General features: G+C 29.9%; 11 protein-coding genes. 1 reads left to right on the top strand and 10 read right to left on the bottom strand.

All coding sequences use genetic code 11. The features are described 5' to 3' along the window. Window positions 1-347: 347 nt before the first annotated feature. The 3 genes from CLOBL_RS07080 to CLOBL_RS07090 form a co-directional block, all read right to left on the bottom strand. The gene (locus CLOBL_RS07080; protein ID WP_077858385.1) at window positions 348-827 is read right to left on the bottom strand and encodes a metallophosphoesterase; all 480 of its coding nucleotides are present in this window, start codon (window positions 825-827) and stop codon (window positions 348-350) included. A 126-nt stretch (window positions 828-953) separates the two neighbouring features. After that, entirely contained in the window at window positions 954-1565 is a 612-nt protein-coding gene (locus CLOBL_RS07085) for an XTP/dITP diphosphatase (protein WP_077858386.1), read from the bottom strand. Between the two features lie 133 nt (window positions 1566-1698). Further along, the gene (locus CLOBL_RS07090) at window positions 1699-2676 is read right to left on the bottom strand and encodes an AIR synthase family protein (RefSeq protein WP_077858387.1); all 978 of its coding nucleotides are present in this window, start codon (window positions 2674-2676) and stop codon (window positions 1699-1701) included. 99 nt (window positions 2677-2775) lie between these two features. On the opposite strand from CLOBL_RS07090, the gene CLOBL_RS07095 reads away from it, so the two are divergent. Further along, window positions 2776-4518, top strand: a complete 1743-nt coding sequence (locus CLOBL_RS07095; RefSeq protein ID WP_077858388.1) for a hypothetical protein — start codon at window positions 2776-2778, stop codon at window positions 4516-4518. An 88-nt stretch (window positions 4519-4606) separates the two neighbouring features. Here the strand turns inward: CLOBL_RS07095 and CLOBL_RS07100 are convergent, their stop codons facing one another. The 7 genes from CLOBL_RS07100 to CLOBL_RS07130 all read right to left on the bottom strand — a co-directional run bounded on the left by CLOBL_RS07100 (window position 4607) and on the right by CLOBL_RS07130 (window position 13733). Next, window positions 4607-6106 carry an ABC transporter substrate-binding protein gene (locus tag CLOBL_RS07100; protein ID WP_077858389.1) on the bottom strand — a complete coding sequence of 500 codons (1500 nt, stop codon included), beginning with the start codon at window positions 6104-6106 and terminating at the stop codon, window positions 4607-4609. A 291-nt stretch (window positions 6107-6397) separates the two neighbouring features. Beyond that, complete coding sequence (locus tag CLOBL_RS07105) at window positions 6398-6670, bottom strand: hypothetical protein (RefSeq protein WP_009168048.1); 273 nt, start codon at window positions 6668-6670, stop codon at window positions 6398-6400. Window positions 6671-6673: 3 nt separating this feature from the next. Next, window positions 6674-8668, bottom strand: a complete 1995-nt coding sequence (gene ligA / locus CLOBL_RS07110; RefSeq protein WP_179117699.1) for an NAD-dependent DNA ligase LigA — start codon at window positions 8666-8668, stop codon at window positions 6674-6676. 32 nt (window positions 8669-8700) lie between these two features. Further along, window positions 8701-10965, bottom strand: a complete 2265-nt coding sequence (gene pcrA, locus CLOBL_RS07115) for a DNA helicase PcrA (RefSeq protein WP_077858391.1) — start codon at window positions 10963-10965, stop codon at window positions 8701-8703. A gap of 218 nt (window positions 10966-11183) precedes the next feature. Next, the gene (locus tag CLOBL_RS07120; protein ID WP_077858392.1) at window positions 11184-12821 is read right to left on the bottom strand and encodes a methyl-accepting chemotaxis protein; all 1638 of its coding nucleotides are present in this window, start codon (window positions 12819-12821) and stop codon (window positions 11184-11186) included. A gap of 189 nt (window positions 12822-13010) precedes the next feature. Continuing rightward, window positions 13011-13232 carry a NifU family protein gene (locus tag CLOBL_RS07125; protein WP_009168044.1) on the bottom strand — a complete coding sequence of 74 codons (222 nt, stop codon included), beginning with the start codon at window positions 13230-13232 and terminating at the stop codon, window positions 13011-13013. 66 nt (window positions 13233-13298) lie between these two features. Next, entirely contained in the window at window positions 13299-13733 is a 435-nt protein-coding gene (locus tag CLOBL_RS07130) for a MarR family transcriptional regulator (protein ID WP_009168043.1), read from the bottom strand. Between the last annotated feature and the right edge of the window lie 116 nt (window positions 13734-13849).

Raw genomic sequence — 13849 nt, forward strand, 5'->3', positions numbered from 1 at the left:
ACCTGCGACCTCATGGTCCCAAACCACGCGCGCTCCCAACTGCGCTACACCCCGAAGGTCTTGACCGATTTTAAGCTTTGCTGCTTATCTCTCAGCGACAATGATTATTCTACAATATGAAATCTGTTTCGTCAATACCTTTTTTAATAATTTTATAATAAATATTTTACTTAATGGAATTTAAATGATTTTATATCCATGGAAGTACTTTCTTTCAAATTTATTCAAGCACAGAATTAACGGTTCATATTAAGCTTCATTACCTTATCAACTTCCCCAAATTCATAATTTTTAAGATACATATTTGAATGAATTTATTATCCTTAACCTACATTCAAGCAATTCATTTATTCTCTTATTTCCTTAAAGTATGTATCCATATCACTATTGTCGCTTATATTTATAAATCCAACATATCTTCCTCTAAACCTTGGCAAAGACACACTTCCTGGATTCATTAATATAATATCATTTTCTTTTTCTAATAATTGTTCATGGGTATGCCCAAACAAAACAACATCAGCTTCCACTTCCCTGCCTCTATAATAAATATTATTTATAGAACTTTTAACCCCATATAGGTCTCCATGAGTAAAGAATATTTTTCTGTTATTTACTTCTATAATTCCTTCCTTTGGATATTTCCCTGAATAATCACAATTCCCTGCAACCGCATATACTTTTCCCTTAAAATTATCTTCTAATATTTTTACATCTTCAATATTATCACCTAAATGTATTAATATATCAGCTCCTTTTATTAATTCCTTAGCCAGTTTAATATATTTAGTTATTCTATGTGTATCACTTACAACTGCAATTAGCATAAAATTTCCTCCTAAACTCCTTTATTAATTATATTGCTTCAATAATAAGATTAAGTTATATGATGACACGTTATCTTTTCTAATAAATATTGTTTGTTATATACCAATATAATTCTTTTTCATTAGCTATACTAACTTATATAATATCTTTTTTAATTCTTTTAGCGCTAATCCTCTATGACTTATTTCATTTTTTTCTTCTGGTGATAATTCTCCAAAAGTTTTGTTTAATGGCTCGTAGAAAAATAATGGATCATATCCAAATCCACCTTCACCTTGTAACTCTTCTATAATATATCCTTTAACATCTCCAAGAACGCTGAAATATTCCCCCTTATCTGTAAACATTGCTAACTGGCATATAAACTTAGCGCTTCTATTTTCCATACTTATACCTTTTAAATTATTCAAAAGCTTTTCATTATTCTTTTTATCATTCCCATGTTCCCCTGCATATCTTGCCGAATATATCCCAGGTTCTCCTCCTAAATAATCAACTGAAAGTCCTGAATCATCTGCCAATACAATAAAGTTTTCGTCTCCTCTTTTTAATAGGTATTCATATATTTCTTTAGCTTTCTTTTTTGCATTTTCTTCAAAACTCTTCCCGTCTTCAACCACATCTATATCAATATTCTCATCTTCTAAGGATTTAACTTCTATATCTAATTCTTTTAATATTTCTTTCATTTCTTTTATCTTTTTTTTATTATTGCTGGCTAATATTAATCTTTTCATCGCTTTCTCCTCATTTCTTTAAAACAAAATCAATTCTATTTCTTATACTATATAATATTACAATTTAACTTAAGCAACTGCATTTATTAATAAAAATACATAAAGATTTTACAAAATAATCATTTTTAAGCAATTATTCTACATTAAATAGTTCATCTCTTTTAGGTGGCTCTACTTTTATTTCTTCTTCATTATCAACTAAAATCCCATCACGCTCACATATCTTCCCTATTATGCTGGCACTTATACCTTGTTTATTGAGTCTTTCAACCAACTTTTCTCCATTTTTAGTAGTAATAAGCATGCTTCCAGATGATATGAGTCTAAGGGGATCTATTTTAAATTCTTCGCAGACTTTTTTTGTTATTTCAAGCATTGGTATTCTATCTTTATATATTTTAAATCCTTTATTTGATGCCATAGCCACCTCAAATAACCCTCCAAGAAGACCGCCTTCTGTTATATCATGCATTGAATTTACTCCAAATTCTCCGCCTATCTTCCCCTCTTCTAAAACGCTGATTTCATTTATTAAATTCTTCCCAAACTTTATTTCTTCTTCAGATAAAATTCTTTTTATTCTATTTTCATATTCATTTATTAAAATATGAGTCCCTTCAATTCCTATACTTTTCGTTACTATTACATCATCATTTATTTCTGCCCCTGCTGTTTTGACTGATTTACCTTTTAAGTTCTTTCCTATGACAGTAACCGATATAACTATTTTATTAACTGCGCTGGTTACTTCTGTATGTCCGCCTATGATTTCAACATTAATCTTAGCTGCTTCCTCATCAATTTCACTCATAACTTTATTTATATCCTCTAAGCTTGCAGATGTAGGTGCTAAAATAGTAACTAAGATCCCTATAGGCTCTCCCCCTGATGAGGCAATATCATTGCAATTTATATGTACAGCTAATTTTCCTACATTTTCGCTTGCTCCAGTTATGGGATCTGTAGAAAATATCCCTTCATGTTCTCCAAAATCAATTATTGTACAGTCTTCTCCGACATCATTTCTAACCTTTACTTCATTTCTCTTAACTGTTTTATTATTTAATATGATACTTCTTAGATCATCAAAATCTAATTTTCCTTCCTTCATTATAAAAAAATCTCCTTTTATTTTTATTTTATGCACCTTCTATTTACTAACTTCATATTAATGAATAAGATGAGAATTTTGTGAGAGGTGTTTTATACATTGAGATATATAGGACCATTTTTTAGGATGAATAGTCTTTCCCAGCAAGAAATCAGTGGTCAGCTATTTCACTTATCAAAAGAATCCATAAAAACTTTAGTATTGAACTCTAAATGTGGTCTTTTGGCACAACTTAGAACTTCAAAAAAATCTTCTATAGATGATATTAGCATATTAAATAATTTTTCTCCACTATTGTGCATATATAGAAAAGCTTCCCCTGTATTTATTCACAGTAAAAGCTCTCATGGTTTTGATGAATCTAGCTTTAAAAAAGAAATAAATCCTTCTACAAATGCTTTTATGACATTATCCTTACTTGAATTAAGTGAATATTATTCCCATTTTAATGATGGCAAAAGAAATATTTCCTCACTCGAAAAACCATTCAGATACCTAGCAAAAGAGCAATTACAATTCTATTCTGAAAATTTGCGAAACAATGAGGGATTATTTGTTAGTAAAAAAAATATGTCTGATGGTAATTCAAAGGGTTTTTCTTTAGTCGATAAAGATGATAAATTTAAATTTGCAGACCAAGCTTTTATGATGGATAGTTACCTATTATACTCCAATTATAATAAATCCGACAATGACAGTGAAGAATACTCTAAATTTTCCCACGAAATCTTGGATATGTTTAAAGATTATAAAACTGTATTATATGATTTATCTTTCAATGAAGGTGTGGAAATTTTTCTTGCACTAAATATATTTTATAAATATTCTTCTGATGATGATGCAAGAAAACTTATTTTAGACTTAGGTGACTTTTTAATAAGTAAGTTTCAAGACAAAGATTATTATTCAGATTCAATAGATAATTGTGCATTGTTTGCTATATGTCTAATGGAAGCTTATAAACATACAGAAATAATTTCCTTTAAAGATGCTGCTAAGGAAATAGTTGATAAATTAATTAACCTATATGATATAGATAAAAATATATTTGTTAAACTTTCTGATAAAAAAGACTCTAAATACTCATGTCTCGAAGTTGCTTTTTATCTTCTTTGTCTAATTATGTATTCTCTTCAAGAAGATAAATCTACTGAATTAAGACCAATAATTTCAGGAATATATAGGAAGTTTTTTGTAAATGGCGGCCTTTTGACAAGCTGGCCTGAAGCGCCGACTTTAGATGAAGTTGAAAGATATAGAAGGCTCAGCTTGCATTCTGCTGATATGCTTGATGAAACATATTTTAGAATGCCTGTATTACCAACTCCAAAAAGTGCAGGTTTAGCATCTATATTTGTAAAAAGTTTAGATTATTCAAAAAGAAAGGATTCTTTAAGTTCCAAAAAAACTTCTCTTGATAGTAATAGGAATATGTTTATCTTCTTTTTGATTATTTATTTATTTAAAGACATGGTGGAAGATTTCATGGAATTTAATTTACCTATAGACTCAGAAAAGACACCCGAATCTTTAAATATTAGCAAGCCACAAAGCACCTGTCATAATTATTCTCTGGTTAAAAATTCAGTTTCTGATAATATAAATAAAAAATCATACTTAGATGATGATAATATATACTATTCAACTATTAATGCTCAATTTGCTAAAGAATGCATTAATTCAGACGAATCTAAACCTAAAAACCTGTTATCTTCAAAAAAAATTAGTAATATTCCTACATTAAGCAAAGATAATATTAAAAATGTTAAATTTTCTCCTCCTCCAACTAGTAAAAAGAATAAGAAAAATAAAACTCATCATCCTAAGAAAAAGAAACATTAATTTTAAGATGAAATCAAAATATATAAATTTAGTACGCATATTCAGAGAATATAATTTATCTTTGAATATGCGTTTAATATAACTTCAATCAGCTAATTGTCTCAAAATCTATATTTCCATTTCCATCTAACTTTAGTTTTGATATCTTATCTGAAATAGCTATATTCTCATTATAAAACACTAAGGGAAGTATATCATAATTTTGAAATAGACTTTCTTCCAAGTTTGAATAGTCGCTTCCTGATTTACTTGCTGTACATTTTTCTAAAAGTTCACTCTGTCCTTCCGTTAAATACGCTTTTAGATTCGAATAAAAATTTAACTTGTTAAATGCATTAGCCTCTTCATTAATTAAAATCATATCATATCTTTTTTTCAATTCCTCATCTTCAAATTCTTCTTTTACCGCACTATATTTTATAGTTATATTTGTATTATTTTTAAACCACTCCTGGATTATTCTACATAAGTTTCTATTTTCATTGGTATCTTCACATAATATTGTTAAAACCTGAGGTGCACTCCATTCACCTTCTTTATTACTGACAACCTTTCTTGCCTGCAATTTAGTCAAATCCTGCTTATCTTCCCTAAAATAGCTCCCTTCTGCAAGTTCAAACTCGTTACTATTAGAATTTTCATACTCCTCAAGAGCTTTGCACACATTATTATAGATTTCTCTCCTTCCTTGAATTGGTGTAGAATCGTCTTTATCATTAATAACTAAATATGCCGCCTGATTTTCTGGGACCGTTATTATTTTTTTCTGCTCAGCTAATTTATTAATCTCACTTTCTGGAGGATTTATTACTATATCTCTTTGTTTTACTTCATATGATGCCATAGATGCTTCCACGCTTGCATCACTTACTATACTAATATTTGATATACTATTAGCTTCATCACTTTTATTGTTTTTTGTTAGTTCGAGCTTATCATCGCTTATAGAATTTATGCTGTACTCTCCTGAATAAACTAATTTATCATAGTTATTTTTTATATTCCGCCACATTACGAGATACTTTCGTAATCTGTATTGTGGTTTAGTTAATTCATTTAAAAACTCATCATCTTTCTTATTTAATCTGATTATAACAGAATTTCCACTTTCTCTTATTGCAACACCAGTATCAAATGTAATCTTCCCATCTTTAAATTCCTTGGCTCCATACACATTAAGTAATGCTTGTATATTTTCTTCATCTTCTTCTTTTAATAATTCCTTAAAAAATGTGACCACATCATTCGGTGTTATCTGGCTTCCGTCACTCCAAAAAATATCATCTCTAATTTTAAACTCATATTGAATTCCGTCTTTATCTTTTATAATTTCGCTTGCTAAAGAAGGTTTTATTTCATTATTTTCTCCTTTTGAAACTAATCCTTTACTTACTGCACATATAATATCCTCATCACGCTTAGATAGTTTAGTTACTTTTTCTAAGTCTTCAGGAATTTGATCTATACCATAACTTATAGTTTCTTCTGAATTATTATTAGATACATTGCTGCTCTCTTTATCTATAAATCCTAAACAAAATAAAATAACTAAAGTCAGCATGATCATACTGAAAAAATATTTTTTCATAATTACACCCTTTACCTTTATTTATATTTCATATTATTACCACAAAATATTTCTTCTAATCAAAAAGACTGACTTAAAATAATCTAAGATTATTTTAAGTCAGTCTTATTAATTTAAAGATTTTATAAATTATCTATTATATATATGTTGCAATAATAAAATTACATTTAGAATGCCCATCTGCTAAGTAAATATCCAGATGTCAAATGTAGAAAATCAATTGCAACATATATATTTAGATTTAATAATGAATATTTACCTGCTAGAAATCTATTTCTCACTTCATATTAACTATCTAATTTGATTTATCATAAAAAAAATCAATGAAATTGATATTCCTAAACTAAATATGAAATACACTATTCTTTTTTTCCCTGTCTCAATAACAAGAAATCTAATTGCTAATATTATCATTGTAATGCAAACACCTATTTGTACGGGTAAATATGAATTAAAAATTAATCCAACATAGTAAAATTGATATGTTGTCATAAAGGTACAAATTATTAAGATGCTTGTTATAAACGCTGCTGCAAATCCAAGCAAGTTTATTAATTTTTTCATACTTTACCCCCTTAATATTTTCTCAAATTCCTCTTCCGAAAGAACTTTAATTCCTAATTCCTGTGCTTTAGTTAATTTCGATCCAGCTGCTTCTCCTGCTATCACATAATCTGTTTTTTTACTAACACTTCCTGCAACTTTAGCTCCCAAGCTTTCTAGCTTATCCTTTATTTCAGTTCTAGAATAATTTACAAGTGAACCAGTAGCTACAACAGTCTTTCCTTCAAAAGGATTTTCTATAACTTCTTTCTCTATAAACTTAGGACTAACTCCTAAAGCTAATAATTCCTCTATGGTCTCTAATACCTTTTCTTCTTTAAAGAATGCAACAACACCTTGTGCAACTATATCTCCTACATCCTTAACTTCAACTAGTTCTTCGAAAGAAGCATTTTTTAATCCCTCTATGGATTTAAATCTGTCAACCAAATCCTTTGCTGTTTTTGCACCTACATTAGGTATTCCTAAAGCATATATAAATGCATCTAATTCACAATCTTTACTTTTTTCAATGGCTTCTAAAAGATTTTGTGCCTTCTTAGCGCCAAACTTTTCTAAACCTATCAATTCTTCTTCCTTTAATTTATATAAGTCTGAAATTGACTTAATATTAAGCTTCTCAAACAACTGCTCTGCTGTCCTTTCTGAAAAGCCAGCTATATTCATTGCTTCTCTAGATGCATAATGAACTATACTCTTTACTAATTGAGGTTTACAAGATAATGTATTTTCGCAAAAATAGTGTGCACCATTTAAAACCAAGTGACTTCCACATGCTGGACATGTTTCTGGAACTGTTATTTCTTCTGAACCTTCTAAGGATTCTGGTACAACGCCCATTATTTCAGGTATAACATCATTACTTCTGCGTATAAATACTTCAGCTCCAATTCTAACACCTTTTCTTGCAATATCATCCATATTGTTAAGGGTAGCCCTTTTAACTGTGACTCCTGCAAGTTCAACTGGTTCTAGTATAGCCGTTGGACCGATTCTTCCGCTTCTTCCAACATTCCACTCAACATCTAAAAGCTTAGTTGTTGCTTCTTGAGCTTCGAATTTATATGCAATTGCCCATTTAGGAAATTTGATTGTATATCCTAAAAGTTCCCTAGTTCTAATATCATCTATTGCAATTACTAATCCATCAATATCGTAATTCAAGTCAAATCTGATGCCTTTAATATAATCAATCTGCTCCTGAATCTCCTCTATGGAAGAACATACTTTAATGTATTCATCAACTGGTAAGCCTTGTTCTTTTATAAATTTCATCATTTCTAAGTAGCTTTTAAATGGAGTTCCTTCCTTATATCCAACATCATAAAAGAAAGCAGATAAATTTCTTCTAGCAGTCTCTTTTACATTAAGATTTCTTAAAGCTCCTGCTGCTCCATTCCTTAAATTTTTTAATGGAGTATCAGAGGCTTCATTATATTTATTAAAAGCCTCTTGAGTCATTATTGCTTCTCCGTGAACTTCTAAAATATCTTCACTTTGAATTTTAAGCGGAATTGATTTTATCGTTTTTACCTGAGCCGTTACTTCTTCTCCGATGCTTCCAGTTCCTCTTGTCGCCGCAATTTCGAGTATACCTTCCTTATTATATGTTAAATTAATTGTTAATCCATCAAACTTTTTGGTAAGTACATATTTTAAATCCGGCAGATTTTCGCCCCTGTTTCTCATTTCTTCAATGAACTTAACGTTTCTATTATGCCAATCTATAATTTCTTGCAGGCTTTGAGCCTTATCCAAGCTCCAAAGCTTTGCTTTATGAGTATACTTCTTAAATCCTTCAAGAACTACATCCCCAACTCTTAATGTTGGAGAATATGGAAGTATGTATCCTGTCTCTCTCTCTAACTCTTGAAGTTCATAATATTTTTCATCATAATCCTTATCACTTACAGAAGGATTATCTAGAGAATAATATTCATAAGAGTATCTATTTAATTTTTCCACAAGCTCTTTTATTCTTTCAATTTTATCCACAATTAATCCTCCACAATTATCACTAGAATATGTCTTTACATCATTTTAAGCTTTGCAAAAGATAATAGCAATGATTTAACTCCTTGCTTATCAAAGGCAATTGTTAACTTTTTATCGCTGCCAGAAGCTTGAACTGCTACAATAGTTCCCTTTCCAAATTTATCATGAAAAACTTTTCTACCAAGAGTCGCTTCATTACTTGTTATATATTCTGTTCCAGCTTCCTTAGTAGTATTTATATTGCCTATATTAGTGTTCCCGCTGCCTGACCCTGCGATATTTGCTCTATTCATGCTATTTCGTAAACTATGCGGATTTGTATAAGAACTACTTTGCATAATTCTTTCTCTGCTCATAATACCTGATTTTTCTCCACTTACATATTCCTTAAGTTCTGGCTTTATTTCATTAATAAAATCAGATTGAGGATATGCCATGGTTTTACCAAATACTCTTCTTACTTCCGCTGAAGTCATAAATAATGTCTCTTTTGCTCTAGTTATCCCGACATAACACAATCTTCTCGACTCTTCCATCTCTGATTCGCTTTCAAATGACGCATTTCCCGGGAAAATACCATTTTCCATACCAACCATAAACACTACTGGGAACTCTAGTCCTTTTGCACTATGTATTGTCATAAGTACTATTGCGTCATCTTCTTCCTCAATTTTATCAGTATCTTGAACTAAAGAAACTCTTTCTAAATATGCAGCTAAAGATTTATCTTCATTGCTTTTTTCAAAGTCAACAGCATCTGATACTAATTCCTTTAAGTTTTCAATTCTACTCTTGTCTTCAATTTCATTAGATTCCTGTAATTGCTTCATATATCCGGTATCTTTTAAGATAGATTCAATAAGCACTGAAACTGGCACTGTTTCACTTAATTCCATCAAATTCTCCATTAGTGCTACGAAAGGTTCTATACACGAAATATTTCTTGCTGTTAATGTTGAAATTCCCCTAACCTCAGATAAAGCATCCCATAAATTAAGTTCAAAGTTTGTTGCAAATTCCTGTACCTTAGCTACAGTTGCATCTCCTATGCTCCTTTTAGGCACATTTATTATTCTTCTGATGCTTATGTCATCTTGTGGATTAACGAGAACCTTTAAATACGCTAGTATATCTTTTATTTCTTTTCTATCATAGAAACGAGTTCCTCCTACAATTTTATATGGAATCCCTTTTCTTCTAAGACTTTCTTCAAAAATTCTAGATTGGGCATTTGTTCTATATAATATAGCAAAATCGTTATAATTTTTACTCTCTTTATTTTTTATATCTAAAATCTGCTTTCCAACAAAGTCTCCTTCATCACTATCAGCATAAGCTCTGTATATTTTAATCTTATTACCTGCTTCCTGCTCTGTTCGTAATACTTTGCTCTTTCTATTTGAATTATTAACAATGACAACGTTAGCTGCATTTAATATATTTCCCTTAGATCTATAATTTTGTTCCAATTTTATAACTTTGGCACCTGGATAGTCTTTTTCAAAATCCAAGATATTTTTTATATCTGCGCCTCTCCATTGGTAAATACATTGATCGTCATCCCCTACAACACATATATTCTTATATTTTGCTGCAAGTAATTTTACCAACTGATATTGAGCTCCATTAGTATCTTGATATTCATCAACCATTATATATTTAAATTTATTTTGATAAAATTCCAACACTTCTGGGTTACTTTTAAAAAGTTCTACTGTCTTAAAAATCAAGTCATCAAAATCTAAGGCATTGTTTTCCTTAAGTCTCTTCTGATACATTTCATAGACATCTGCAATTTTCTTTTCTCTAAAGTTAGCTTCATTTTCCATCATAAAGTTTCTTACACTTTGCATTTTGTCCTTTGCTTTTCCAATTTTCCCAAGTATCTCTTGCTCAGTTATATCTTTATCATTAATATTAAGACTTTTCATGCATTCTTTGACTAAAGTCTTTTGATCCGAGCTATCATATATAGTAAAGCTACTTTTATAGCCTATTTTATCTATTTCTCTTCTTAAAATCCTAACACAAGTTGAATGGAAAGTGGATATCCACATGTTTTCAGCCCTTTCACCAATAAGTGCCTTAACTCTATCCTTCATTTCCTTAGCTGCCTTATTTGTAAAAGTAATAGCCAGTATACTGTATGGTGCAATATTCAAATCTTCAATCATATGAGCTATTCTATGAGTTAAGACTCTTGTCTTACCTGATCCTGCTCCTGCTAATATAAGTACCTGCCCATCAATTGTAGTTGCCCCTTCATACTGCTCTTTATTAAGTAATGATTTTAAATCCATTTACTTATTCCTCCTTTCCCAATCCTTAAATATTATACCATATGTATTAATATTTAAATCATTGCTCTAGCTAAAATATTATTTTTTATGCTCTCAAGCACTAAAAAACACCTGATATATTTATATCAAGTGTTAATCCTTTATTAATATTAATGATTCCATAAAATACACCACCATTATTATTAATTTAAAATCTACTATTATCTACGACTTTAAGATTATATTTTGAAGTCAGAAACATTCTTTTCTAATACTTTTGAGATATTTACCAGCTTTTTTGCTGTTACAGATAATTCATTTGTTATAGCTGCCTGTTCCTCTGTAGACGCAGTCACTTCTTCCGAAAGTGATGAAATTTCTTGTGATTTTGAAGCTATATTTTCAACTGTACCTAAGATCTTATCTCTGCCATTCATGGTTTCCTTAAGTACCATATGTACTTTATTAATGTCACTAGGAATGTTATTTACTTTACTTATAACTCCTTTAAAAGAAGTTGTCACATTGTTAATATTCGCTCTGCTATCTTCTACTATTTGAGTTACAAGTTCTGTCGTACTAGAAACTTCATGAGTTTCCTTCATTACTGTATTTATTAACTTAGTTATGCTTTTTGATGAATTTAAAACTTCTTCTGCTAACTTTCTTATTTCTTCTGCTACCACCGAAAATCCTTTTCCTGCTTCGCCAGCCCTCGCTGCTTCAATAGATGCATTTAAGGCTAAAAGATTAGTCTGTTTAGCTACTCCATTTATCACATCTACTATTGAATTAATTTGCGATATAGTTTTATCTAAATTTTCAATTTTAACCTTTGATGCTAAAAATGAATTTAACATATCATCAATACTATCCGCTAACTTATTTATAGCTTCTGCTCCTTTATTTGTATCTTCTTTTATAGTTCTTCCGCCATCAGCTAATAAAGTTAAGTTATTATCCACATTATCCAAGTCTATTGAAAAACTTTCTAGTAATCTAACAGCTTCTTCTAAATCTTCTGCTTGTTTTATTCCTTCTTGAGATACATTTACTGCTGAAACTGCAATTTCTTCACTTGATAATGCTACTGTACTACCACCACTTTCAATGTTTTTAGATAAGTTACTTAAACTCTCTGAGATCACTTTTGTTTTTCTAACAAGTTCTCTCATACTCTTTCTTGTTTTAGCACTTGCAGCTGCAAGCTTTCCTATTTCATCTTTTCCTGTAATTTCATATTCTACTGTAAAGTCTCCGTCACCTGCTTTCTCAATTGCTTCCTTAATGATTTCTATAGGCTTAGCAATTCGCCTTCCTATAAATATTCCCATAATAGCAGATAATATTAAGGCCGCTATAGCGCAAATTACACTTTTTATAATAGTTGTTCTAATAACTTTTTGCATATTATCCACAGAAATTCCTATCGATAAACTATATACTACACTATTTCCATCCTTAATTGGAACACTTACATTATACGCAGGCTTTCCCTGCCATTCATATATATACGAATCTGTATTACCTTCAAATACACTGTTAGATCCTGATGAATCTATTTTTTCGCCAATGGAATCCTTCGATGTACCTGCAATAAGCGTTTTATCTTTTCCTGTTATACCTATATACCACAATCCACCATCTGCATATTCATATGTAGCATCTATTATATCCTGTATTTTATCTATGTTTTTTATTCCTACTTTCTCAATGTTTGCTCTTACATTGTTAACCAAAGTAATTCCGTCGGCTTTCATCTGATTTTGTATTCCATTTATCATTTGATATGTAAAAAAAGATGTACAAATTAAAATTATTATTGCTGCAATTAAAACAAAATTAAAAACCAGCCTTTTTCTTATAGAGTTAAACATATTATCCCTCCTTCAAAACTTAAGTATTTTATTTGAATATGTAAATCATAATTTCTATGTTATTTGTACCCGAAACGAATCTTAATATATTTCCAGAACATATTCGTACGTGTACGAATATGTTCTGGAAAAATCTGAGGACTTAATGTCCTCTTTACCATTGTGAGATTTAATTAAAGTTTTTTATTTCTAAACACCTATTACTTCTGTAACTCCTGGCACTTCTTCCTTTAATCTTTGCTCTATAATACCCTTTATTGTCATCATTGCTCCTGGGCAATTTCCGCAAGCTCCTTGCATTTTTACACTTACTATTCCATTACTGCTTACGTCAACTAGTTCAACATCCCCACCATCCCTTTGTAGCATTGGTCTAATCTTCTCTAATGACTTTATTACTAATTCTTTCATATCTAAAATCCTTCTTTCTGTATTTTTTCCGTACGCGTACGAATTATCTATTTAAAAAAAATGCTTTTAAAGCATTTTTATTATATTTTTAAGAGCTTTATCTATATCATCCTCAAAAGTTGTCCTTTGCTCCTGATCAAAATCTTCTAATAATAAATTCAGGAACTCCTGTTCCACACCTTGAAGCTTTTGCTTTACATATATACCTTTAGAAGCTAAGCTGATATATACGCTTCTTTTATCTGAATCACAAACACACTTTTTTATTAATCCTTGATTTTCATATTTGTTTATTATATCAGATAAAGAAGATTTTGATATTTTCCATGTGCTAGCTATTTCATTAAAAAGAAGTTTTGAACCATCTTCTGGTAAGATATTAAATAGCATAGCATGATTTTGTAATATAGATAACTGCTCCTCTTTTATTTTTCTTGTCAAAAATTTATTAGATGCGTCACTAATCATATTTAATTTTGCTATGATACATTTCTTTTCCATTTTAGTCACCTCGTTCGTTCGGGTACGAATTAATTATAAGATTATTAAATTCTTCTGTCAATACATTTTTTTTAAATTTAAATTGCATTTTTTACTTTATTATATCCTAAACTATC

The sequence above is a fragment of the Clostridium sp. BL-8 genome, from assembly GCF_002006495.1.
In the GTDB taxonomy this organism is placed as follows: domain Bacteria; phylum Bacillota; class Clostridia; order Clostridiales; family Clostridiaceae; genus Clostridium.

Excerpts from the sequence above, each read along its gene's own strand:
- CLOBL_RS07125 (WP_009168044.1), bottom strand. The coding sequence starts at position 13,232 with ATGAAAGAATTAGTAATAAAGTCATTAGAGAAGATTAGACCAATGCTA.
- CLOBL_RS07130 (WP_009168043.1), bottom strand. The coding sequence starts at position 13,733 with ATGGAAAAGAAATGTATCATAGCAAAATTAAATATGATTAGTGACGCA.
- CLOBL_RS07105 (WP_009168048.1), bottom strand. The coding sequence starts at position 6,670 with ATGAAAAAATTAATAAACTTGCTTGGATTTGCAGCAGCGTTTATAACA.
- CLOBL_RS07090 (WP_077858387.1), bottom strand. The coding sequence starts at position 2,676 with ATGAAGGAAGGAAAATTAGATTTTGATGATCTAAGAAGTATCATATTA.
- CLOBL_RS07080 (WP_077858385.1), bottom strand. The coding sequence starts at position 827 with ATGCTAATTGCAGTTGTAAGTGATACACATAGAATAACTAAATATATT.
- pcrA (WP_077858391.1), bottom strand. The coding sequence starts at position 10,965 with ATGGATTTAAAATCATTACTTAATAAAGAGCAGTATGAAGGGGCAACT.
- CLOBL_RS07100 (WP_077858389.1), bottom strand. The coding sequence starts at position 6,106 with ATGAAAAAATATTTTTTCAGTATGATCATGCTGACTTTAGTTATTTTA.
- CLOBL_RS07085 (WP_077858386.1), bottom strand. The coding sequence starts at position 1,565 with ATGAAAAGATTAATATTAGCCAGCAATAATAAAAAAAAGATAAAAGAA.
- CLOBL_RS07120 (WP_077858392.1), bottom strand. The coding sequence starts at position 12,821 with ATGTTTAACTCTATAAGAAAAAGGCTGGTTTTTAATTTTGTTTTAATT.